A 23,805-nucleotide genomic window follows, 5' to 3' on the forward strand; every position below is an offset into this window, starting at 1 on the left:
CAAGCCCCCAACACCCGACATGCCTCCGCCGGCAACGTCACCGACACCGGATGCCCGATCCCCAATCCAATCCCCTGACACGGCGTGCTCAACGCAGTGAACGTCACCCCGGAACACTCCACCGTGGTCTCGATGGTCGCGCCGATATCGCGCACGAACGTCACCTTGCCCAGCAAGCGATTGCCCGCCGTCGCCTGTGGCGCGGACAGTTGCAGGTCTTCGGGGCGAATCAGCATTTTCACCTTCTGCCCCACCACGATGCTGCTGCAGATCGGCACTTGCAGCGCGTCACCGCCCGGCAGGCTGACCTTGCCATCGCCCAGCGCCGTGGCCGGGAAAATATTGCCCGAGCCGATGAAGTCGGCAACGAACTCGTTGGCCGGATGCCGGTAGATTTCAATCGGCGTGCCCACCTGCTGCACCTTGTGCTCACCCAACACCACAACGATGTCGGCCATGGTCATGGCTTCGCGCTGGTCGTGGGTAACCATGATCGTGGTGATGTTCAAGCGCTGTTGCAGTTGGCGGATTTCCACCTGCATCGACTCGCGCAGCTTGGCGTCCAGTGCCGACAGCGGTTCGTCGAGCAGAAGAATTTTCGGCCGCGAGGCGATGGCCCGGGCAATCGCCACACGTTGCCGTTGCCCTCCGGAAAGCTTGGCCACCGGCCGGTCGATCATCGCTTGCAACTGGATCAACTCCAGCAGTTCCACCACCCGCGCCTGCTGCTCGGCCTTGCTCACACCGCGCAGCTTCAGCGGATAGGCAATGTTTTCGCCGACGGTCATGTGCGGGAACAGTGCCAGCGACTGGAACACCATGCCGAAGTTACGCAAGTGCGCCGGGGTGTGGCCGATGTTCTCGCCATCGAGGCGAATCTCGCCGCCAGTGAGGGTTTCCAGCCCGGCGATCATCCGCAGCAAGGTGGTTTTGCCACAGCCCGACGGGCCGAGAAAACACACCAGTTTGCCTTCCGGCAAATGCAGGTTGACGTCTTGTACCGCACAAGCCGAGCCGTAGAATTTCTCGACGTTTTCCAGAATCAGACCAGTCATGTTGCACCTCAAATCAAAAGGAAACGCCGCCCTCGCCCACCAGTTTCTCCAGCGCCCAGATCAGGACGAAGTCGATCAGCACGATCAGCACGGCAAACGAGAACACGGTAGGGTCGAGCGATGACACGGTGCGGCTGTACATCCAGATCGGCACGGTCATGACGTCGATGGTGTAGAGGAAATAGGTCACGGTGAATTCGTTGAACGAGACGATGAATGCCAGCAGCATCCCCGCCAGAATCCCCGACTTCATCAACGGCACCACCACGTCGACAATCGCCCGCAGCGGCGAGGCGCCGAGCATCCGCGCGGCCTCTTCGACTTCACTGCCGATGGAGAGCATCGCGGCGGTGCAGTTTTTCACCACGAACGGCAGCGCCAGAATCACGTGGGCAATCACCAGCCGCGAGGTGGTCAGGTGGAACGGCAGACTGTCGAACACCAGCAACAACGCCAGGCCCAACACCACCATCGGAAACACCAGCGGCAGTGACATCAGTTGCAGCGCCACGGCTTTGCCGCGGAACTCGCAGCGGGTCAGTGCGTAGGCGGCGGGCACCGCGATCAGCGTGGCGAAGACCATAGTCAGGCACGACACCAGCAGGCTGGTGGCCATCGCCTGACCGAGGCTCAGCACATCGCTGGCGTCCGGTGAAACGAAGGTGTGCCAGGCCGCTTTGTACCATTGCAGGCTGTAGCTGCTCGGCGGGAAGTCGAGGTTCGACGCACCGCTGAACGACATCACGATCATGGTCAGGATCGGCAACACCGCCAGCAGCAGAATGAACCCGGAAAGAATCCCGGCGAACTTGCCGGTGTCGCCGGGCAACAGCGCCATGCGCTTCTTGGTCAGGGTACTCATTGCGAAGCCTCCAGCAGGCGCCGACGACGGCCAGTGATGTATTCGGACAGGGTCATGATCGCCAGCGTGGTGACGATCAGCACCACCCCGGCCGCCGACGCGGCGGGCCAGTTCATCAGCGGCGCAATCTGGTCATGCACCATCACCGCGAGCATCGGCACACGGCGGCCACCGAGCAGCAACGGCACGACAAAACTGCTGGCGTTGTAGGCGAACACCAGCGTCGCCCCGGTAATGATCCCCGGCAGACTCATCGGCAACACCACCTGACGGAACACCTGAAAACGACTGGCGCCCAGCGTTGCGGCGGCCTCTTCGTAAGTGCGGGCGACGCCGCGCATGGCGCTGGCAATCGGCAGCACGGCCAGCGGAAATGCGGTTTGCACCAGGCCCATCAGCACGCCGTTCTGGTTGTACAGCAACATGATCGGACGCTTGATCAGGCCCAGGCCCATCAGCGTCTGGTTGAGCATCCCGCCCGGGCCGAGAATCACCAGCCAGCCATAGCTTTGCAGCAGCAGGTTGACCAGCAACGGCAATAACACCGCCGCGAGGAAAATCCGCCGCACGAACGGCGAGGTCAGCCGCGACATGGTGTACGCCACCGGGATCGCCAGCAGCACGGCGATCACCGCACTGATCAACGCCAGGCGCAGGGTCAGCAGCAGCGACTTGAGGTAATAGGGTTCCAGCAATTGCGCGTAGCTGGCGAGGCTGAACCCGCTCCACTCCGCGCCTTTGGTGCCGACACTCATGCGCAGCACCAGCAGACTGGCGGCGATCAGCACACCGAGAAACAGCATCGACGGCGTGAGGAAAAACCACGCCCGGGCGGTCGGCGAAATACCGCGCGCCGGGCGCACGTCAGCGGCGCCGACCGGTTGGGTCAGGGATTGATGTTCCATAGCAATGATCTCGTCAATGGAAAGCGAATCTCCCAAACACCTCAGTCTCCTGTGGGAGCAGGCTTGCTCGCGAAAGCGGTGGATCAGTCAAACACTTTGGCGACTGACAGATTGCATTCGCGAGCAAGCCCGCTCCCACAGGGGATCTGTGGTGTCTGGAGGGTCGGCGTCAGGAAGAAAAAATTTCCGTGTAACGACGAATCCATTGGTCATGCACGGTGGCCAGGAAGGCGTTGTCGTGCATGATCGCCTTCTCGGCAATCTGCTCCGGCGTGAGGATGTACGGGCTCTTGCGTGCTTCGGCGGAGATGATCGCCTTGGCGTTGACCGGGCCGTTGAAGATGTCTTCGGCCATCTTGCCCTGCACCAGCGGGTCGAGAGAGTGGTCGATGAAGGCGTAGGCCAGATCGGTGTCGCCCGGACGGTTCTTCGGCATCACCGAGAGCATCAGGTCGGTGTAGAAACCTTCCTTCATGCCGAACGTGGCACCGAGGCCGTAGTTCGGATCGCGGATCTGCTTGGGGAAGAATGCCGGTGCGTACAAGCCGCCCATGTCCAGCGAGCCGGTGCGGAACAGCTCGGCAATCTGGTTCGGGTTTTCGCCCAGGGTGACCACACGATCCTTCAGCTCGGCGAGTTTCTTGAAGCCCGGTTCGATGTTGTGTTCGTCACCGCCCGCCAGTTTCGCGGCGATGATGATCAGGTCCATGGCCTCGGTCCAGTTCGGCGGCGGCAGGAAAATATTCGGTGCCAGATCGGCGTCCCACAACGCGGCGTAACTGTCCGGCGCCTGTTTGAGGGTGCGGGTGCTGTAGACCAGGCTGTTGCACCACAGCAGGTAACCGATGCCGTGGCCGTTAGCCCCGGTGCGGTACTTTTCCGGTACGTCGATCAGGTTGGGAATGCGGTTGAGGTCGGGTTTTTCCAGCAGCCCGGCGGCGGCCAGGCCTTCGGCACCGACCCCGGCCAGAGTGATGATGTCGTACTGCGCACGGTCACCGCCGGCCTTGAGTTTGGCGACCATTTCCGAAGTGCTGCCGGTGCGGTCGGCGATGACCTTCGCGCCGGTCTTGGCTTCGAACGTGGCGGCAATGTTGCGCAGTGCGGCGAGGCCGGTGTCATCCGACCAGGTCAGTAAACGCAGGGTCTTGCCGGCAAAACGCGTGTCGCTGGCACTGGCCCGGATGAAGGGCATGCTCAGGGCCGCCGCCGCTACCGAGGCGACGCCGACGGTTTTAATGAATTGACGCCTGTTCAGATCATGCTCGCCCATGAAGGACTCCCTTTGTTCTTTTAAGTATGAGGTTGGTCGCAACCGTTGCATCCGCGCGGCCGGATCCGCTGAAGGCCTTGTTTTAAAAGGCCTGCAGCGCAGCCGACGAGTTCATCCTGAGGTCGTGCAATACACCTGACTATCGATAAAAACTCATCGAAGCCATGACACCGACGCATGCCTCGTTGCGAGGCATGCGCTCACCTTTTTCGGGCGTTCAGAGCGCCCGGATCACGTGTTTGATTTCCTGGAACGCGGACAGACCCCACGGCCCCAATTCGCGGCCAATGCTGCTCTGCTTGTAACCGCCCCACGCCGTCTGCGGAAAAATCACTTGCGGCGCGTTGAGCCACACAAGTCCCGCCTGCAGGGCATTGGCGACCCGATCGGCGGTCTCGGCGTTACGCGTCACCACACTGGCAACCAGCCCGAACTGACTGTCGTTAGCCAAGGCAATCGCCTCGGCTTCGCTGCTGAAACTGCGCACGCACAGCACCGGGCCGAAAATCTCTTCGCACCACAGCGCACTGTCGAGGGGCACGTCGGTGAACACGGTCGGCTGCAAAAAATATCCTCGCGGCAGATCCGCCGGACGATTGCCGCCGCACAGCAGCCTGGCCCCGGCACTCAAGCCTCGGTCGATGTGGCCAAGCACGCGCTGGTATTGCGCCTGATTCACCAGCGCGCCCATCTCCACCTCAGGGTCGAACGGGTCAGCCACGCGAATCGCTTGCGCACGTTTTTTCAGGCGTTCAAGAAACTCTTCGGCCAGCTCATCGGCGACCAGCACCCGACTGGTGGCCGAGCACATCTGCCCGGCGTTGAAAAAACCGCCGCCGCAAGCCAGCTCCACGGCCAGTTCCAGATCGGCATCGGCCAGCACCAGCAGCGAAGATTTGCCGCCCAGTTCCAGGCTCACGCCTTTCACGGTTTCCGCGGCGCGCTGCATCACCTGCACGCCGACGGCGTTGCTGCCGGTGAAGGAAATCCTGGCGATACGCGGGTCAGCCGAGAGCGGTGCACCGACCGCCAGGCCGGTGCCGCAGACCAGGTTGAACACGCCTTTGGGCAGGCCGGATTCAGCGATGATCGCCGCCAGTTCCAGCTCCGGCAGCGGCGTGACTTCCGACGGTTTGAGCACCACGCAGCAGCCGGCAGCCAGCGCCGGTGCAAGTTTCCATGCGGTGGTGACCATCGGGAAATTCCACGGCACGATCAGCCCCACCACACCGCACGGTTCGCGGCGCAGACGTGCGCTGAAATCGTCGCTGGGCAGCGCCACGTTGCTGTCCTGTCTGGCGTCGAGACCTTCGGCCAACTCGGCGTAGTACTCGAAGGTAGCGATCACGTCGTCGACGTCGATGGCCGCTTCGAATTGCGGTTTGCCGTTGTTGCTCGACTGCAACTGCATCAAGTGATCACGACCGTTGCGTACGCCGTTGGCGATGTTGCGCAGGATTGCGCCGCGCTCGGCACCGGTGGTTTGCGACCAGTCCTTGAACGCCGCAGTGGCAGCGCTCACGGCCTGGTCGACCGCGTGCTCATCACCGCCATTGACCGTGGTCAGCAGCGCTTCGGTGGCCGGGTTGATCACCCGCAGATGCTCGCGACCGGCCGACCATTGACCGTTGATGTACAGGCCGTCGAGTGTGGTTGGGAAATTGATCATTGGGCCACCGCCTGCATCCACTGGGTCTGGTCGATTTCGATCAGGGTCGGGCCCTGACGATCGGTTGCGGCACGCAGTGCGCCGCGCAATTGCTCAACCGAACTGATCGCTTCGGCAGCGCAGCCCAGGGCCTTGGCGACGCCAATGAAGTCCGGGGTGTAGATGTCGACGCCGACTGGCTCGATGGCACGGTTGACCATGTACTTCTTGATCTCCTCGTAACCCTGGTTATTCCACAGCAGGATAATCACCGGGGTGCGCGCTTCGACGGCGCTGGCCAGTTCCGGCAAGGTGAATTGCAGACCGCCATCGCCGATCAGGCACACCACGGGCGGGCGAACGCCGCCCTCAAGGCTGCCGCCGAGCCATGCGCCGATTGCCGCCGGCAAGGCGTAACCGAGGGTGCCGTAACCGGTCGAGGAGTTGAACCAGCGGCGCGGACGTTCTGGATTGAACGTCAGATTGCCGGTGTACACCGGTTGCGTGGAGTCGCCGACGAACACTGCATCCGGCAACTCGTGCAGGACGGTTTCGAGGAAACGCGTCTGGGCCAGTGTCGGCGCATCCCACGTCGCGGCCAGATCATCACGCAAACGCGCCGCCCGTACCTGCCCCCAATCGTTGCGACGCTCGGCCAGCGCTTGATGCGACAACGCGCTGAGCAGTGCCTGCGCGGCGTTGCGCGAGTCGGCGACCAACGCCACGTGCGGCGGATAGTTGCGCACGGTCTGATCGGCGTCGATGTCGATGCGCAGCAACTTGCCGGGAATCTCGAAACCGCCGGCGAAGGTCACGTCGTAATCGGTTTCGCCCAGCTCGGTGCCGATCGCCAGCACCACGTCGGCATCGGCCACCAGTGCGCGGGTCGCGACCAGGCTTTGCGTCGAGCCGATCAGCAGCGGATGGCTGGAGGGCAGCATGCCTTTGGCGTTGATGGTCAGCGCCACCGGAGCGCCGAGCAGCTCGGCCAGTTCGGTGAGTTCGGCGGCGGCATCGATGGCACCGCCACCGGCAAGGATCAGCGGACGCTGGGCGCCGGCCAGCAGTTCAGTCATGCGCCGTACGGCCACCGGCGCAGCCCCGGCGCGGTCGATATTCACCGCAACACTGGCGAGCAGCGCATCGGCTTCTTCCACCAAAACATCCAGTGGAATTTCGATGTGCACCGGACGCGGACGCCCGGCCTGGAACAGCGCGAAAGCCCGGGCCAGCACGCCCGGCAATTCCGCCGCCGACATCAGGGTGTGGGAGAACGCAGCGACGCCACCGACCAGTGCACTCTGGTTCGGCAGCTCGTGGAGCTTGCCGCGACCGCCGCCCAATTGGCTGCGCGTCTGTACGCTGGAGATCACCAGCATCGGGATCGAGTCGGCATACGCCTGGCCCATCGCGGTGGTGATGTTGGTCATGCCCGGACCGGTAATGATGAAGCACACTCCGGGTTTGCCGCTGGTGCGCGCATAGCCATCGGCCATGAAACCGGCGCCCTGTTCATGCCGTGGAGTGACGTGGTTGATGCTCGAACGGGCCAGCCCGCGATACAGCTCCACGGTGTGCACGCCGGGAATGCCGAACACCTGCTCGACCCCATAATCCTCGAGTAACTTGACCAGTACTTCGCCACACGTCGCCATGTCGATTGCCCTTTATATTCGGTTGAAACACAGAGCCCTTGGTGGAAGCGGGCCGTGGAATGGGCTCATTGAACGGGTGGCAGGTAGCGGCAACAATCGATTAAAAGTCATACTAGCCATGTCCTCACGTCATACCTTGGATCCACATGAAACGACTGCCTCCCCTGCCCGCCCTGCACACGTTTCTGATCACCGCGCAGTGCTGCAACTTCACTCGGGCAGCCGAGCAGTTGCACATCACTCAGGGTGCGGTGAGCCGGCAGATCGCCGGGCTGGAGGATCATCTGGGGTATGAGCTGTTCATCCGTCTGGCCCGAGGCCTGGAGCTGACCGCCGAAGGGCGTGAATGGCTGCCACGGGTGGAAAAAATCTTCGGCCTGATCAGCGAAGCGACCGAGCAGATTGGTCTGAAGCGCGAAACCCTGCAGCTCAAGGCACCCAGCTGTGTGATGCGCTGGCTGGTGCCGCGCCTGCTGCAATGGCAGAAGGAACGCCCGGACGTGCCGGTCAAACTGACCACCACCCTGGCTCACGGGGTGGATTTTCAGCGCGAGCAATTCGATGCCGCCGTGGTCTACGGCACGTCGCCGGCCAACTCGTCGACTGCGCTGCACCTGTTTGACGAGCAACTGACTCCGGTGTGTTCGCCAACGTTATTGAAGGGGCCGCCGGCGCTGTCCGAGCCGGCTGATCTGCAACAGCATCTGCTGTTGCATCCGACCCGCGATACCCAGGACTGGACCGTGTGGCTGACCGCCGCCGAACTGCAGTTGAGCAACGTCAACATGGGCCAGCATTTCGAAACACTGGATCAGGCGATGTCGATGGCGTCCCACGGGACGGGGGTGGCGATTGGCGACTGGTCGTTGATCGGCGATGACCTGCGCGCCGGGCGGCTGGTGATGCCGTTTGAGTTGAAGGTGAAGACAGGACTGGGGTACTACGTGGTGATGCCGCAGGGCGTGGAAGCCTCGCCGCAGCTGGAGGAACTGATGATCTGGCTGGTGGAGCAGGCGCATACCCGCTGAAACACCCAAAAAAACCTGTGGGAGCGGGCTTGCTCGCGAATACGGTGTGTCATTCACCGTTGAGGTCGACTGACACTCCCTCTTCGCGAGCAAGCCCGCTCCCACATTTGTTCTGCGTCGTTGCTTAATACCCGACAGTAAACCGCTGACGCGAATGCTTCGGCGTTTCCACTTCGTCGATCAGCGCAATCGCGTAATCGGCGAAAGTGATCCAGCTGCGCCCTGCGGCACTCACCAGCAAGTGATCCTTGCCGACACGAAAGGTGCCGGTGCGCTCACCTTCGACAAACTCTGCCGACGGCGACAGAAAGGTCCAGTCAAGATCCTTCTCCTGACGCAACGCATCGAGGAATGCCGCGCCAGCGCTGGCCTCGGTTTTGTACTCGGCCGGGAATCCTGCGCTGTCGATCACGCGGGTGTCGTCCGGCAGCAACAGCGAACCGGCACCGCCGACCACCAACAGACGCTTCACGCCCGCCTGCTTCACCGGCCCGACCACAGCACTGGCGGGCACGGTGGCGAAATGCGCGGCGCTGATCACCACGTCGTGACCGGCGACTGCAGCTTGCAGCGCTGCCGAATCCAGCACATCGACATTCTTGCTGACCACACCGGCACGCGCGCCGATCTTCGAGGTATCACGGGCGATAGCGGTCACGCTATGGCCGCGACGCAGGGCTTCTTCCAGCAGTTGGCTACCGGCACGGCCGGTGGCACCAATAATTGCGATCTTGCTCATGACATTCTCCAGTTGGCTTGAGAGTGCTGCGTTTTCAGAATCGGCTTACCACTGCATTTCGCCCTTGGCGACTTTGGCGCTCAGCTCCAGCGAGCTTTCTTCGCCAAGTTTCGGGTAGCGCTTGTGCATGGCTTTGATCAGTGCGGCGGAATCCTTGGCCTTGGCGGTTTCGGCGTCGAAAGCCTTAATGTAGTCGGCGGTGAACTTCACGCTGGCCAGTGAACGGCTGCTCTCGCCCAGGTAGTGACCCGGCACCACGGTTTTCGGCTTCAGGGTTTCGATCGAGTGCAGGGTTTCCAACCAGTCGGCGTGGGATTGCGCGGTCTGGGTATCAGCCATCCACACATGGATGTTCTCGGCCACCACGACGCCACCGACCACGGCCTTGAGCGACGGAATCCACACGAAGCTGCGATCCGGTTGTTTGCCTTCAAGACCCACCACCTGCAGTTTCTGCCCTTCGAGCATCAGGCTGTCGCCCTTGAGCACGCCCGGCACGATGGTTTTGGCCGGCACGTCGGCGCCCATTTTCGGGCCCCAGAAAGCGAGCTTGCCTTCGACGGTTTTGTTGATGTGGTCCACGGTCGGTTGCGAGGCCAGCACTTCGGCATCCGGGAAGGCTTTGGTCAGGGTGTCGAGGCCGAAGTAGTAATCCGGGTCACCATGGCTGATGTAAATGGTGGTCAGGTGTTTGCCGCTGGCGCGGATCTTTTCCACCACCTGCTCGGCTTGGGCCTTGCCGAATTGGGCATCGACCAGAATCGCGTCTTTCTCGCCGCTGACCAACACCGAGGTCACCGGAAAAATCGCCTGGGTGCCAGGGTTGTAGACATCCAGGCTCAGGTTGGCGGCAGCGGCGTGGGCCGCGAAACCGAGGGTGGCGGTGGCCAGCAAAACGCGCTTGAGGGTAGTGAAGCCGATCATCTGTTGCTCCGTTGTCTGAATGCCGTGTTTGGCGATGGGACAGAGCTTAGTTGCCTGACTCGGTACAAAAAATGCGATGCTTGAACATAGTTTGTTTCTGAAAGCGGGCAAATCATGGATCGTCTTCAAGCAATGCGGGTGTTTGTCACGGTAGTCGACCTCGGCAGCCAGTCGGCCGCGGCCGATCATCTGGACCTGTCGCGACCGGTGGTGTCGCGCTATCTGGCGGAGCTGGAGGACTGGGTCGGCGCGCGCCTGATGCACCGCACCACACGCAAGTTGAGCCTGACGGCCGCTGGCAGCGAGATCCTGCCGCGCTGCCGGCAGATGCTCGAACTCTCCAGCGACATGCAGGCGGCGGTCAGCGAACCCCACGACGCACCGCGCGGGCTGCTGCGCATCAGCGTCAGTACCTCGTTCGGCCAGGCGCAACTGGCCGATGCCATGGCGGCGTACGTCAAGCGCTACCCCGGGGTCAGCATCGACATGCAGATGCTCGACCGCACGGTGAACCTGGTGGATGAGCGCATCGATCTGGCGATCCGCACCAGCAATGACCTGGACCCGAACCTGATCGCCCGGCGCCTGACAGTATGCCGATCGCTGGTCTGCGCTGCGCCCGCCTACCTGCGGGACAATCCGCCACCACAACGGGTCGAGGACCTGAGCCGGCACAATTGCCTGACCCACTCGTATTTCGGCAAGAGCCTGTGGCATTTCGAAGAGCACGGCGAACCGGTGTCGGTGCCGGTGCAAGGCAACATCAGCGCCAACGAGGCCAGCACCCTGTTGCGCGCCACGCTGGCCGGTGCAGGCGTGGCGATGCTGCCGACCTATCAGGCCGGGGTGCACGTGCATGCCGGTGAACTGGTGCGCCTGTTGCCCGACGCCGAGCCGCGGCAGATGAACATCTACGCGGTGTACGCCTCGCGCAAACACATGCCGGCGGCGCTGCGCAGCATGCTGGATTTTCTCGTCGAACGATTCCCGGAAAATCCCGAATGGGATATGGGCCTGTAAATCCGATTCCCCCAGGGTGTTATCCGTATTCTGAATGGGATGGCACCTACGCGGGCGCCGTGGCTGGAAACTCTGTGCCGCTGACCTATGCTGAAAGTAATACCGCAGGGTATGCGTTCAGAGGTCCACGCCATGAACATCAGAACAAGAAGGTACTTCGCGATTTTCATCACCTGCGCCGCCACACTGGCGCTGTACGGCACTGCGGCCTGGCGGGTCGAGCAACTGCGACAGCTGCCCCGCGAGTATGCGAGCTGCAATTTCGAGCGCTGCATTCCGCACAATGCGACGCTCAATGCGTTGCGCTGATCGACCTTGGCTGGAATGCGAACCTGTGGGAGCGAGCCTGCTCGCTCCCACAGGACTTTGCAGCGTTTACACGATCACTGATCGGCCTTCAGCCGGTCACGAAACGCCTTTGGCGAAATCCCCACCCGGCGCCGGAACAGGCGCGTGAAGTTGGTCGGATCGGAAAACCCCAACAGCTCCGACATCTCGTAAATGGTCATGCTGGTGTACGTCAGCAAACGTTTGGCTTCCAGTAACTGGCGTTCGTGCATTATCTGCAGCGCTGGCTGCCCTGCCAGTTCCCGGCAAGTACCGTTGAGGTGCGAGACCGAGATACCGAGGCGATGAGCGAGGTCTTCGACCTTCACATGCTGGCGGTACGTCTCTTCCACCAATTGAATGAAACCGTTGAGGTATTCGCGCTGGCGTTGCGGCCGCTGGCTGGCATTGTGGCGCACGAGCGCCTGACGGCTGACCCAGACCATGATCACGCTGACCAGCGAATGCATGAGCATTTCCCGCGCGGGTTGATGGCCGTTGTACTCGGCTTGCAACGCAGAAAACAGACTGTTCAGGTACTGCGCATCCTTGCCCGCCGGGTAGTGCTCGGCCTGGGCCAGGGCGTGCACCGAATTGCCCAGTTGCGCCTGCAGGTGGTGGATCAACGGATTGGCGAGGGTGACGACAAAACCTTCGACGTCCTCGGAAAAACGAAAGCCATGCACCGACAACGGTGGCAGGACTTGAATGGCGGGTTCGTTGAGCTGCGTGCGTTGACCTTCGATTTCAAGCTCTGCCTGACCTTTGAAAACGAAGAGTAACTGGCACAAATCGGCGTGACGGTGGGGTTTGATTTCCCATTGATGTTCGCGGCTGCGTTTGGAAATGGTTTCACAGTGCAGCAAGTCAGGGGTCGGCCAGTCCAGGCTTTCACCGTAGAGCTTGAACACCGGAATCGAAGGCAGGTCAGGCTTGTTCATCACTTCAATCCAGGCCTCGAGGTTGCGGGCGATAATCGCACCGATTGGCAGAATGTACAGGTATCGGCTCAGTTTTCACCTTCAATTGACAGACCCGCAAGGGAAAAATGCAAGCACTCGATCCATAAAAATCATTCACCGGTTCATACCGCGTGAAGCTTGCGAGTCATAAAAACAATGAAAACGCTGAAAACCCAAGTCGCCATCATTGGCGCCGGCCCCTCCGGATTGCTCCTCGGCCAGTTGCTGCACAACGCTGGCATCGACACCCTGATTCTTGAACGCCAGACACCCGACTATGTACTCGGGCGAATTCGCGCCGGCGTGCTTGAACAAGGCATGGTAGAGCTGTTGCGTCAGGCCGGAGTGGGCGCGCGCATGGATGCTGAAGGGTTGGTGCACACCGGCTTCGATCTGGCATTGGACGGGCGTCTGGCCCACATCGATCTGCAGGGTTTGACCGGGGGAAAAACCGTCATGGTTTACGGTCAGACCGAGGTCACTCGCGACCTGATGGCCGCTCGTCGGGAGGCCGGTGCGCCGACGATTTACGAGGCGAGCCATGTCGTTCCTCACGGCATGAAAAGCGACGAAGCGTTTGTCACCTTCGAAAAGGATGGTGAAACCTGGCGCGTCGATTGCGATTACATCGCCGGCTGCGACGGTTTTCACGGTGTAGCCCGGCAGTCGATTCCCGAGGACTGCCTGAAGATTTTCGAACGGGTCTATCCGTTCGGCTGGCTGGGGATTCTTGCCGACACCCCGCCGGTGCATGAGGAACTGGTCTACGCCCGCCACGAACGCGGCTTTGCCCTGTGCAGCATGCGCTCGGCCACGCGCACCCGTTACTACCTGCAAGTGCCGGCCGAAGAAAACGTCGCAGACTGGTCCGATCAACGCTTCTGGGATGAACTCAAAACACGCTTGCCCGTGGAGCTCGCCGAAAAACTGGTCATCGGCCCGTCGATCGAAAAAAGCATCGCGCCGCTGCGCAGTTTTGTCGTCGAGCCGATGCAGTACGGGCGGATGTTTCTGCTCGGCGATGCCGCGCACATTGTTCCGCCCACCGGTGCCAAGGGTCTGAACCTGGCCGCCAGTGATGTCAGTACGCTGTTCAATATTCTGCTGAAGGTCTATCGCGAGGGCCGCACCGACCTGCTGGAGAAGTACTCGCAGATCTGCCTGCGCCGGGTATGGAAAGCCGAGCGGTTTTCCTGGTGGATGACCTCGATGCTGCACCGCTTCGACGAGCATGACGATTTCAGCCAGCGGATCAGCGCCTCGGAACTGGACTACTTTGTCAGTTCAGAAGCAGGTCGAAAAACCATTGCAGAAAATTACGTCGGACTTCCGTATGAGGCTATCGAATAGCCTGCTATCGACTTACACTGGCGAGCATCTCCCGCTCGCCTTGCGACCTGCGGGATCCTCACTGCACGCAGGTTCCGCCCGTGACCAATCTTCACCAGCCTGAAACACCCAAACCGGCCATTCGCAGCGTGCTGGTCGCGCTGATGCTGGCGATCTTTCTTGGCGCGCTGGACCAGACCATCGTCGCCGTCTCGATGCCCGCCATCTCGGCACAATTCAAAGACGTCAGCCTGCTGGCCTGGGTAATTTCCGGGTACATGGTGGCGATGACCGTGGCCGTGCCGATCTACGGCAAGCTCGGCGATTTGTACGGGCGGCGCAAACTGATGCTGTTCGGCATGGGCCTGTTTACCCTGGCCTCACTGTTTTGCGGCATGGCGCAAAGCATGGAACAACTGGTGCTGGCGCGGATTCTCCAGGGCATTGGTGCCGGCGGGATGATTTCGGTCAGCCAGGCGATCATCGGCGACATTGTTCCGCCCCGCGAACGTGGCCGTTATCAGGGTTACTTCAGCAGCATGTACGCGGTGGCCAGCGTCGCCGGGCCGGTGCTCGGTGGCTACATGACCGAATACCTGTCGTGGCGCTGGGTGTTTCTGATCAACCTGCCGCTGGGGCTTGGCGCCTATTGGGTCGCGCGGCGCAACCTGCGTGGGCTGCCGATACCGCAACGCAAGCCGATCATCGACTATCTCGGCACCCTGCTGATGATCATCGGCCTGACTGCGTTGCTGCTGGGCATCACTCAGGTCGGCCAGGGCCATTCTTGGCGCAGCAGCGAAGTGCTTGGATTGTTCGCCTGTGCCGTGCTGGTGCTGGCGGTGTTCGTCTGGCATGAACGCCGCGCGCGTGAGCCTTTGCTGCCGATGCATCTGTTCACCAATCGCAACGCGCTGCTGTGCTGGTGCACGATTTTCTTCACCAGTTTCCAGGCGATATCACTGATCGTATTGATGCCGCTGCGCTTCCAGAGCGTCACCGGTGCCGGCGCCGATGCGGCGGCGTTGCACTTGCTGCCGCTGGCGATGGGGCTGCCGATTGGTGCCTATTTCGCCGGGCGTCGGACCTCGGTGACCGGGCGCTACAAACCGCAGATTCTGACGGGCGCGATGCTGATGCCGATCTCGATTCTCGGCATGGCGTTCACCCCACCCGACGCAACGCTGGTCAGCAGTCTGTTCATGTTGCTCAGCGGTATTGCCGGCGGCATGCAGTTCCCGACTTCACTGGTAGGCACGCAGAACTCGGTGGAACAACGCGACATCGGCGTCGCCACCAGCACCACCAACCTGTTCCGCTCATTGGGTGGCGCAGTGGGGGTGGCGTTGATGTCGGCGCTGTTGCTGGCCTTGTTGCAGGATTCGAGTTTCGCCCATCTGGCGAGCAATTCACTGATCAGCGAAGGGCACTCGGGCAACGTACTGCTCGACGGTTTGAACGCGGCCCCGGGCGATGCGCAGAACGCCTTGCGCGCAGAGCTTTCGGTGACGTTCCGGCATTTGCTGTGGGTGAGCACGGCAGTGTCGTTGCTGGGGCTGGCGGCAGCGATCGCGATGCCGAACAAGCTGTTGCGCGGACGTGAGCACGGCGCCAAATAGCAGCAACACTGCGATCCCTATAAGAGTGAGCCTGCTCGCGATGAAGGTGTGTCAGTCGACATGACTGTTGAACGACACACCGCATTCGGGAGCAAGCCCCCTCCCACAGGGGAAAGTGTTTCACTCAAGGGCTGTAGTAACCCACCGCCACCAGAAAGTGCCCGACCTTCTTCAGGTAGGCATGCTTGTCCTCGACCTTGCCGGTCACCGGGTTTTTCCAGCGGTATTCGTATTCGCCGTCATCCTGCTTGGCGATCAGCGCCAGAATCGGCTCGCCCACCGGTTTGCCTTCCGGGTCCTTGATCTTGCTGAAATCAGTGTTGATCAGCCGCAGGTTGGTGCCGTGGGCCACGTAGCGCCGGGTATCCAGATCGACCACGAACACGTACAGGTCATCCTGCAGATAACCACCCTTGAGCGAGTTGATTGCCGTCAACGTGCCCTTCTCGTCCTTGCCCAGGTCAGTCGCGGCTTTATCAAGCAGCGCCTTGGCCTGTTCCGCCGAAGCTCGCGGCAGGTAATAGCCGACCGCGAGGATCCGCTGGCCGATGCGCTGGTAGTAGACATGCTTGCGCTCGACCTTGCCGTCCGCCCAATTCTGCCAGCGGTACTCGGCTTGCTGGATACCGTTGCCTTCGGGCACCAGCAACGCATCCTTGAAGGCCTTTTGCAGATCTGGCCCGAGCACTTCGCTCACATCGCGACCGATCAAGGCAGAGGATGGCCCGCCACTGGCAAGCATCACGCCTTTGGTGTCGAGCACGAACACGTAGCGATCCTTGTCGACAAACTCGCCCTGACGGCTGAACGCGGCGAAGGCCTTGTCGCCGTTGTCGTGGTAATAGGCCAGGGCCTTTTCCAGCAAAGCGATGGCCGCCTTGCTGTCGTCCTTTTGCGCAGTGGCGGCGCTGACCTGCCCCGCCCCCACCAGAAGCATCACACCGAGCCACGCCACTTTATGCAAAAACCCCATAACGCATCCCTCGTTCTTGTTGGTGTTTCAAGAGCGTAGACGGCTTGGGGTGATGCATGGATATTCAGCGCATGTCGAAAGATTGCAGCAGATGTCTGTAGCGAGGGGGCTTGCCCGCTCACCACAGAAACAGCTTCACCACAGAGGTATCTTTACCACGAAGATATTTCCACCTCAGGTGTGGCTGACTCAGGCCCTATGGCCGGGCGTTGATCTGTTGCTGCAGGTTCTGGATCTGCGCTTGCAGGGTGTTGAGATTACGGGTCATCTGGCCACGGAACGCATCGAACTCAGCGGTGCTGCCGCCACCCTGTGGCGTTGCCGGGCGGTTGTCCTGCTCGCTTTTGAGGACCACGATTTCCTGCTCCAGACGCTCGATCGCCGCGTTCGAATTGCCCTGCTTTTTCAGCGCGGTGATATCAGCGCCCAGGCTTTTCAGCTGGGCGTCATAGCTCTTGAGCTGCGCGTCGACCTTGCCAGTGTCGGCCGGTGCAGTTTTCAGGGTCGCCAGTTCGGCGCTCAAGGCTTTGACCTGAGCCTGCAACTGGCTGTTGGCGTTCTGTTGTTCAGTGGTCTGCGCGGTCATCTGCGCCAGGCGCTTGTCCAGATCGCTGGCCTGGCCGACCACGCCCTGTTGCTGCTTGCTCTGATCCACCAGCTTGTCTTCCAGCTGTTTGATCTGCAGCTTCAACGCTTCGCTGTCGCTGGTGACGTTGCTCTGACTCGCCACTACCTTGCCGGAAATGTCCTGCAGGCGCCCCGCCGCTTCCTCGCTGATGCGCGCAAAGCTTTCCTGGGTGGCGACCAACTGCTGCTCCATCAGCGAAATCTGCTGGAAGCTCCACCAGGCCAGACCGATGAAGGCGAAGAACAACGCGCCGACCAGTGCCCACAGCGGCCCGGTACTTGCGGCCTTGACCTTGACCACCGGTGGCGTGCGCGAGTGCACGGCCGTGCGGGCGGTGGGCGCAATGTCATCGTCGTCAAAGGTGTCGGCCCGCAGGCTCGGTACATCGTCGAAATCGTCGTTGGCATCGTTACGCATGGACATTGAGGCAACCTTTGTGGAAGCAGTGATGGCTAAATGCTGCGAAGTATAACTGCCGCAGCCGCAGGGATTGACCCTCAAGCAGCAGTGCGGTTCATTGCCGGCCGGCCGACTTGTATCAGCGGATGTCCTGAGCTTTCCACCAACTGCAGAACTCATCGAGGGCCGACCACAGGCTGACTTTCGGATCGTAGTCCAGATAATGCCGGGCGCGGCTGATGTCGAGGGTGAAATTTTTCTTCATGACCTGCATGCCCAGTCGCGACAGCGTAGGTTCCGGACGCCCCGGCCAGAGTTTACAGGCGCCTTCGTTGAGCGCAGCAACGCTGTAGGCCAGGCCGTACGAGCGGTACTTGGTGACCTGCGGCACATCCATTTTGCGCATCACATAATTGACCACGTCCCACAACGGCACCGGTGCGCCATTGCTGATGTTGTAGGCCTTGCCCAGCGCCGAACCCGCCGCCAGCAGACTGCCGAGCAGCGCTTCGTTGAGGTTCTGCACGCTGGTGAAATCGACCTTGTTCAGGCCGTCGCCGATGATCGCCAGACGCCCCTTGCGCTGCATATTGAGCAGACGCGGAAAGATGCTCATGTCGCCAGCGCCGGTAACGAAGCGCGGGCGCAGGGCAATGGTTTCGAGACCGAATTCCTGCGCGCCGAAGACCTTCTGCTCAGCCAGATACTTGGTTGCGGCATAGTGATGCTTGAAGCGCTTGGGTACTTGCTCTTCGGTCAGGCCAAGGTGATCGCGGCCATCGAAATAGATCGACGGCGACGACAGGTGCACCAGCCGTCGCACGCGCTGCTTGAGGCAGGCTTCAACGACGTTTTCGGTGACCTGCACGTTGCCCTGATGAAAGTCCTGATAACGCCCCCACAAGCCGACTGCACCGGCGCAGTGCACCACCGCTTCGACGTCGGCGCAGAGATCGCGCGCCAGATCCGCATCGGTGAGGTCGCCCGGGACGAACTCCGCACCACGGCGCACCAGATGCTCGACGCTTTCGGCCCGGCGACCGTTGACCCGCACGTCCAGGCCCTGCTCCAGAGCGAAACGCGCAAAGCGTCCGCCAATGAAGCCGCTTGCGCCGGTGACCAGAATTTTCATGCAAAACTCCAACAAAAAGCAGCTGCGAGCATCAAGCCTCTAGCTGCAAGTCTAAAACGGTGCGCAGCGCTTTACTTGCCGCTTGCAGCTTGACGCTCGCAGCTGCTTTCAAGCCACCAGCCATTGTGGTGAAGAACGTACCAATTGCTCGGTCAGCAACCCCAGCAACTGACCGCCATTGCGCCAATGATGCCAGTACAACGGCACATCGATCGGTTTATCTGGCAACAGTTCACGCAACACCCCGCGTTGCAGTTGCTCGCGCACTTGCAGTTCCGGCACCAGCCCCCAGCCAAGGCCGGCCTCGGTCAGGCGGATGAAACCTTCGGAGGACGGGCACAAATGGTGCTCGAATCCGCCATCGACGCCGAGCGATGCGAGGTAACGATGCTGGAGGAAGTCGTCCGGGCCGAACACCAGCGCCGGGGTGCGTGGCAGTTGCTCGGCACGTACGCCGTCGGGGAAATGCCGCTCGATGAACGCCGGACTGGCCAGCGCGCGGTATCGCATTGCGCCGAGCAACACGCTGCGCGCACCGGCGACAGGTCGTTCACTGGCGCACAGGCAGGCGGCCACTTCACCGGCACGCATGCGCTTGAGCCCAACCGTCTGGTCTTCTACCACCAGATCAAGCAACAGATGCTGTGCGGCGCAGAAATCCCCCACCGCCTCGGCCCACCAGGTGGCGAGGCTGTCGGCATTAAGCGCGATGCGCAGGCGTTCCGGCAGCCCTGCTTCATCCAGCGCCGGCACCAGCGTTTGCAAATCACGTTCAAGCAGGCGCACCTGCTGCACATGGTTAAGCAAACGCCGGCCGATCTCGGTCGGTGACGGTGGCGTGCCACGTACCAGCACCGGTTGGCCAACCCGCGCCTCCAGCAGTTTGATTCGCTGCGAGATCGCCGATTGCGACAGGCCCAGCACCTGCGCGGCGCGTTCGAATCCGGCCTGCTCGACCACGGCGGCCAGAGCGGAAAGCAATTTGTAGTCGAACATCAGTTTTCCTAATGAGCGATCAGCACTATTGGTTTTTCTTATACCGCTTTCAACCGGAGAATAGCCAGCAAGCACTCTTTATCAAGGATCACTTCAATGGCTGGCGAAACCTCACTCACGACCTTGCTGCGCAGCATGAGCCCGCAGCTCAACGCCGGCGAATACGTGTTCTGCACCCTGCGCGACGGCCAGTTGCCGAGCGGCCTGGAGATTGTCGGCAGCTTTCGCGAACAGGAAGGCCTGACCGTGATCCTGGACCGCGCCAACGCTGAACGCGCCGGTTTCAGTTTCGACTACGTGGCAGCGTGGATCACCCTGAACGTGCATTCGGCGCTGGAGGCAGTCGGGCTTACCGCCGCGTTTGCCTCGGCACTGGGCAAGGCCGGGATCAGTTGCAACGTGATCGCCGGCTACTACCACGATCATTTGTTTGTCGGTCAGGCCGACGCCGAACGTGCCATGCACGTGCTGCGCGATCTCGCAGCCAACGCGGAGTGAACCTTATGTGGCAAAGCTATGTGAACGGCTTGCTGGTGGCGTTCGGGCTGATCATGGCGATCGGCACCCAGAACGCCTTTGTCCTGGCCCAGAGCCTGCGCCGCGAACACCACCTGCCGGTGGCGGCACTGTGCGTGGCCTGCGATGCGCTGCTGGTGGCGGCCGGAGTGTTTGGTCTGGCGACGATCCTTGCGCAGAACCCGACATTGTTGGCAGTGGCGCGCTGGGGCGGTGCAGTCTTTCTGATCTGGTACGGCAGCCAGGCGCTGCGCCGTGCATGCACGAAACAGAGTCTGGATCAGGGCGAAAATCAGACCGTGCGTTCGCTGCGGGCGGTGATGCTCAGTGCGCTGGCGGTGACGCTGCTCAACCCGCACGTTTATCTGGATACCGTGTTGCTGATCGGCTCGCTCGGCGCGCAGCAATCGGTGCCGGGGGCTTATGTGGTGGGCGCGGCGAGTGCGTCGCTGTTGTGGTTTTTCACCCTGGCGCTGGGCGCGGCATGGCTTGCACCGTGGCTGGCCCGGCCGAGTACCTGGCGGATTCTCGATCTGGTGGTCGCACTGATGATGTTCACGGTAGCGGGGCAATTGATATTGGCGAGCTGATTTATTCCAAACAGCTCTGGAACCTCTATCCCACACAGTTGTTGCGTGGTTAAGCCTTGACCCCGGTGCTATGATCCGAACCCTGCGCCGCAAAGAGTAAAAACTCGTCGGTGCATTTCTGGCCGCCCGTGATCGGCCTTGCGCTCACCGCAACAGACCTGATTAGGAGAATCATCATGGCTTTCGAATTGCCGCCGCTGCCTTACGCACACGATGCCCTGCAGCCGCACATTTCCAAGGAAACCCTGGAATTTCACCACGACAAGCACCACAACACCTATGTCGTGAACCTGAACAACCTGGTGCCAGGCACCGAGTTCGAAGGCAAGACTCTGGAAGAAATCGTCAAATCTTCCTCGGGCGGTATCTTCAACAACGCCGCTCAGGTCTGGAACCACACCTTCTACTGGAACTGCCTGGCGCCAAACGCCGGCGGTCAACCAACCGGCGCACTGGCTGATGCCATCAACGCTGCTTTCGGTTCGTTCGACAAGTTCAAGGAAGAATTCAGCAAAACCTCGATCGGCACCTTCGGTTCCGGCTGGGGCTGGCTGGTGAAAAAGGCTGACGGTTCCCTGGCCCTGGCCAGCACCATCGGCGCCGGCAACCCGCTGACCAGCGGCGACACCCCGCTGCTGACCTGCGACGTCTGGGAACACGCTTACTACATCGACTACCGTAACCTGCGTCCGAAGTACGTTGAAGCGTTCTGGAACCTGGTCAACTGGAAGTTCGTTGCGGAGCAGTTCGAAGGCAAAGCCTTCACCGCTTAAGCTGCGTGCGAGTCAAAAAACCCGGCATTGCCGGGTTTTTTTATGCCTTTGGTTTCTCCAGACGCTGCCCCAGGCTGCGATCTTGATCAGTGGGTAGCGTGTTTCCTACCAGGAAAGCAGCCTTCGCCCCCTTGCTGCCACGCCATGGCGGGCTAACATCAAACAGAGGAAATTTTCTCCCGTTCCCCTCAAGTTGCAGGCTCAAACTACCGACACAGTACGATCAGGGTAAGAACTCCAGGCAGCTGCATTTCGGCCAACGCCACAGGCAAATATCCCTGGGCTTGATTGTCCCTTTGACTGCCAACACGGGATTGCCAATACTCATGGCAACTTGACGCTACCCGCACGGAACAAGGAATAACCCTTTGAAGCTGGAACTCAAGAACAGCTTGTCGGTGAAGTTGCTCCGGGTCGTGCTCCTTTCGGCATTGATCGTCGGCGTTGTCTTGAGCTGTGCCCAGATCGTCTTCGACGCCTACAAGACCCGCCAGGCTGTGGCCGGCGACGCCCAACGGATCCTCGACATGTTCCGTGACCCATCGACCCAGGCCGTCTACAGCCTGGACCGGGAGATGGGCATGCAGGTGATCGAAGGCCTGTTTCAGGACGATGCCGTGCGTCAGGCCTCCATCGGCCATCCCAACGAGGCGATGCTCGCGCAAAAGTCCCGTGAGTTGCAGCATTCCAACAGCCGCTGGCTGACCGACCTGATCCTCGGCCAGGAGCGCACCTTCACCACACAATTGGTCGGGCGCGGTCCCTATAGCGAGTATTACGGCGACCTGAGCATCACCCTCGACACCGCCACTTACGGCGAGAGCTTCATCGTCAGTTCGGTGATCATTTTCATTTCCGGCGTATTGCGCGCCCTGGCCATGGGCCTGGTCCTGTACCTGGTCTATCACTGGCTGCTGACCAAACCGCTGTCGCGGATCATTGAGCACCTGACCGAAATCAATCCGGATCGCCCCAGCGAGCACAAGATTCCGCAGCTCAAGGGCCACGAGAAAAACGAACTCGGCATCTGGATCAACACGGCCAACCAGTTGCTCGAATCCATTGAACGCAACACCCATCTGCGCCATGAAGCGGAAAACAGCCTGCTGCGCATGGCTCAGTATGACTTCCTCACCGGCCTGCCCAACCGCCAGCAATTGCAGCAGCAACTGGACAAGATTCTGGTGGATGCCGGCAAGCTGCAACGCCGGGTCGCGGTGTTGTGTGTGGGGCTGGATGACTTCAAGGGGATCAACGAGCAGTTCAGCTACCAGACTGGCGATCAGTTGTTGCTGGCACTGGCCGATCGCCTGCGCGCCCACAGTGGCCGCCTCGGCGCCCTTGCCCGTCTGGGTGGCGACCAGTTCGCCCTGGTGCAGGCCGATATAGAACAGCCTTACGAGGCGGCGGAACTGGCGCAGAGCATCCTCGATGATCTGGAAGCGGCGTTTGCCCTCGACCATCAGGAAATCCGCCTGCGCGCGACCATCGGCATTACCCTGTTCCCCGAGGACGGCGACAGCACCGAGAAGCTGTTGCAGAAGGCCGAGCAGACCATGACGCTGGCCAAGACCCGTTCGCGCAACCGCTATCAGTTCTATATCGCCAGCGTCGACAGCGAAATGCGCCGCCGCCGCGAACTGGAAAAAGACCTGCGCGATGCGCTGATTCGCGATCAGTTCTATCTGGTCTATCAACCACAGATCAGCTACCGCGATCACCGTGTGGTCGGGGTCGAAGCGCTGATTCGCTGGCAGCACCCGGAACACGGGCTGGTGCCGCCGGACCTGTTCATCCCGTTGGCCGAGCAGAACGGCACGATCATCGCCATCGGCGAGTGGGTACTCGATCAGGCCTGCAAGCAATTGCGCGAATGGCACGATCAGGGTTTCGTCGATCTGCGCATGGCGGTCAACCTGTCCACCGTGCAACTGCACCACGCGGAGCTGCCACGGGTGGTCAACAACCTGCTGCAGATCTACCGCCTGCCGCCGCGCAGCCTGGAACTGGAAGTCACCGAGACCGGCCTGATGGAAGACATCAGCACCGCCGCGCAGCATCTGCTGAGCCTGCGCCGCTCCGGGGCACTGATCGCCATCGACGACTTCGGCACCGGCTATTCATCGCTCAGCTATCTGAAAAGCCTGCCGCTGGACAAAATCAAGATCGACAAGAGCTTCGTCCAGGACCTGCTGGATGACGACGACGATGCGACCATCGTTCGCGCGATCATTCAACTGGGCAAGAGCCTGGGCATGCAGGTCATCGCCGAGGGCGTGGAAACCGCCGAGCAAGAGTCCTACATCATCTCCGAAGGCTGTCACGAAGGTCAGGGTTATCACTACAGCAAGCCGCTGCCGGCCCGGGAACTGAGCGCCTATCTCAAACAAGCCCAGCGCAGCAACGCGGCGATCCTTTGATGCAGCGCATAACCCTCGGCTAAACAAGAAAT

At 61.2% G+C, this 23,805-nt stretch carries 22 protein-coding genes; 9 read left to right on the top strand and 13 right to left on the bottom strand.

The window, feature by feature from the left end; genetic code table 11:
- The 6 genes from U862_RS0117835 to U862_RS0117860 form a co-directional block, all read right to left on the bottom strand.
- Window positions 1-1,055 (bottom strand): ABC transporter ATP-binding protein (locus U862_RS0117835; protein ID WP_025111657.1); only part of this gene is annotated, 1,055 nt, incomplete at its 3' end.
- Between the two features lie 13 nt (window positions 1,056-1,068).
- Entirely contained in the window at window positions 1,069-1,917 is an 849-nt protein-coding gene (locus tag U862_RS0117840) for an ABC transporter permease (RefSeq protein ID WP_025111658.1), read from the bottom strand.
- Window positions 1,914-2,822, bottom strand: coding sequence for an ABC transporter permease (locus U862_RS0117845; protein ID WP_025111659.1), 909 nt, complete (start codon window positions 2,820-2,822; stop codon window positions 1,914-1,916). Before U862_RS0117845 ends, U862_RS0117840 begins: the two co-directional genes overlap by 4 nt.
- Before the next feature lie 169 nt (window positions 2,823-2,991).
- On the bottom strand, window positions 2,992-4,095 hold the full coding sequence (locus U862_RS0117850) for an ABC transporter substrate-binding protein (protein ID WP_025111660.1): 1,104 nt from the start codon (window positions 4,093-4,095) through the stop codon (window positions 2,992-2,994).
- Window positions 4,096-4,312: 217 nt separating this feature from the next.
- A complete protein-coding gene (locus U862_RS0117855) occupies window positions 4,313-5,761 on the bottom strand; it encodes an aldehyde dehydrogenase family protein (RefSeq protein ID WP_025111661.1) in 1,449 nt (482 codons plus the stop codon).
- Window positions 5,761-7,398 (bottom strand): 5-guanidino-2-oxopentanoate decarboxylase, encoded by a 1,638-nt coding sequence (locus tag U862_RS0117860; protein ID WP_025111662.1) that lies wholly within the window; start codon window positions 7,396-7,398, stop codon window positions 5,761-5,763. Before U862_RS0117860 ends, U862_RS0117855 begins: the two co-directional genes overlap by 1 nt.
- 146 nt (window positions 7,399-7,544) lie before the next feature.
- Here U862_RS0117860 and U862_RS0117865 point away from each other — a divergent pair, with 146 nt between their 5' ends.
- Window positions 7,545-8,426, top strand: coding sequence for a LysR substrate-binding domain-containing protein (locus U862_RS0117865; RefSeq protein WP_025111663.1), 882 nt, complete (start codon window positions 7,545-7,547; stop codon window positions 8,424-8,426).
- A 124-nt stretch (window positions 8,427-8,550) separates the two neighbouring features.
- Here U862_RS0117865 and U862_RS0117870 read toward each other — a convergent pair whose 3' ends face one another.
- Both U862_RS0117870 and U862_RS0117875 read right to left on the bottom strand, forming a co-directional pair.
- Window positions 8,551-9,165 carry an NAD(P)-dependent oxidoreductase gene (locus tag U862_RS0117870; protein ID WP_025111664.1) on the bottom strand — a complete coding sequence of 205 codons (615 nt, stop codon included), beginning with the start codon at window positions 9,163-9,165 and terminating at the stop codon, window positions 8,551-8,553.
- Window positions 9,166-9,210: 45 nt separating this feature from the next.
- Complete coding sequence (locus U862_RS0117875) at window positions 9,211-10,089, bottom strand: MBL fold metallo-hydrolase (protein ID WP_025111665.1); 879 nt, start codon at window positions 10,087-10,089, stop codon at window positions 9,211-9,213.
- 114 nt (window positions 10,090-10,203) lie between these two features.
- On the opposite strand from U862_RS0117875, the gene U862_RS0117880 reads away from it, so the two are divergent.
- Window positions 10,204-11,109 (top strand): LysR family transcriptional regulator, encoded by a 906-nt coding sequence (locus U862_RS0117880; RefSeq protein ID WP_218187652.1) that lies wholly within the window; start codon window positions 10,204-10,206, stop codon window positions 11,107-11,109.
- Window positions 11,110-11,241: 132 nt separating this feature from the next.
- Window positions 11,242-11,418, top strand: a complete 177-nt coding sequence (locus U862_RS30915) for a hypothetical protein (protein ID WP_007964044.1) — start codon at window positions 11,242-11,244, stop codon at window positions 11,416-11,418.
- Between the two features lie 74 nt (window positions 11,419-11,492).
- Here U862_RS30915 and U862_RS0117890 read toward each other — a convergent pair whose 3' ends face one another.
- Window positions 11,493-12,377 carry a helix-turn-helix domain-containing protein gene (locus U862_RS0117890; protein ID WP_025111667.1) on the bottom strand — a complete coding sequence of 295 codons (885 nt, stop codon included), beginning with the start codon at window positions 12,375-12,377 and terminating at the stop codon, window positions 11,493-11,495.
- A gap of 177 nt (window positions 12,378-12,554) precedes the next feature.
- Between U862_RS0117890 and pobA the strand changes: the two genes are divergently transcribed.
- Together pobA and U862_RS0117900 are read left to right on the top strand one after the other, a co-directional pair.
- Window positions 12,555-13,748 (top strand): 4-hydroxybenzoate 3-monooxygenase, encoded by a 1,194-nt coding sequence (gene pobA, locus U862_RS0117895; protein ID WP_025111668.1) that lies wholly within the window; start codon window positions 12,555-12,557, stop codon window positions 13,746-13,748.
- An 80-nt stretch (window positions 13,749-13,828) separates the two neighbouring features.
- A complete protein-coding gene (locus U862_RS0117900) occupies window positions 13,829-15,346 on the top strand; it encodes an MDR family MFS transporter (protein WP_025111669.1) in 1,518 nt (505 codons plus the stop codon).
- A gap of 124 nt (window positions 15,347-15,470) precedes the next feature.
- Here U862_RS0117900 and U862_RS0117905 read toward each other — a convergent pair whose 3' ends face one another.
- From U862_RS0117905 to U862_RS0117920, 4 genes are all read right to left on the bottom strand, one after another.
- Complete coding sequence (locus U862_RS0117905) at window positions 15,471-16,319, bottom strand: cache domain-containing protein (protein WP_025111670.1); 849 nt, start codon at window positions 16,317-16,319, stop codon at window positions 15,471-15,473.
- Window positions 16,320-16,515: 196 nt separating this feature from the next.
- Window positions 16,516-17,370 (bottom strand): ATPase, encoded by an 855-nt coding sequence (locus U862_RS0117910; RefSeq protein ID WP_025111671.1) that lies wholly within the window; start codon window positions 17,368-17,370, stop codon window positions 16,516-16,518.
- A 115-nt stretch (window positions 17,371-17,485) separates the two neighbouring features.
- Window positions 17,486-18,478, bottom strand: a complete 993-nt coding sequence (locus U862_RS0117915; RefSeq protein WP_025111672.1) for an NAD(P)-dependent oxidoreductase — start codon at window positions 18,476-18,478, stop codon at window positions 17,486-17,488.
- Window positions 18,479-18,586: 108 nt separating this feature from the next.
- A complete protein-coding gene (locus U862_RS0117920; RefSeq protein WP_025111673.1) occupies window positions 18,587-19,474 on the bottom strand; it encodes a LysR family transcriptional regulator ArgP in 888 nt (295 codons plus the stop codon).
- Window positions 19,475-19,570: 96 nt separating this feature from the next.
- On the opposite strand from U862_RS0117920, the gene U862_RS0117925 reads away from it, so the two are divergent.
- From U862_RS0117925 to U862_RS0117945, 4 genes are all read left to right on the top strand, one after another.
- Window positions 19,571-19,972, top strand: a complete 402-nt coding sequence (locus tag U862_RS0117925) for an ACT domain-containing protein (protein ID WP_025111674.1) — start codon at window positions 19,571-19,573, stop codon at window positions 19,970-19,972.
- A gap of 5 nt (window positions 19,973-19,977) precedes the next feature.
- The gene (locus tag U862_RS0117930) at window positions 19,978-20,580 is read left to right on the top strand and encodes a LysE/ArgO family amino acid transporter (RefSeq protein WP_025111675.1); all 603 of its coding nucleotides are present in this window, start codon (window positions 19,978-19,980) and stop codon (window positions 20,578-20,580) included.
- Window positions 20,581-20,756: 176 nt separating this feature from the next.
- Window positions 20,757-21,353: a superoxide dismutase gene (locus U862_RS0117940; RefSeq protein ID WP_025111676.1), complete on the top strand. Its 597-nt coding sequence runs from the start codon at window positions 20,757-20,759 to the stop codon at window positions 21,351-21,353.
- Between the two features lie 368 nt (window positions 21,354-21,721).
- Entirely contained in the window at window positions 21,722-23,773 is a 2,052-nt protein-coding gene (locus tag U862_RS0117945; RefSeq protein WP_025111677.1) for a bifunctional diguanylate cyclase/phosphodiesterase, read from the top strand.
- The last annotated feature ends 32 nt before the right edge of the window (window positions 23,774-23,805 follow it).

The organism is Pseudomonas sp. H1h, assembly GCF_000633255.1.
Lineage (GTDB): Bacteria > Pseudomonadota > Gammaproteobacteria > Pseudomonadales > Pseudomonadaceae > Aquipseudomonas.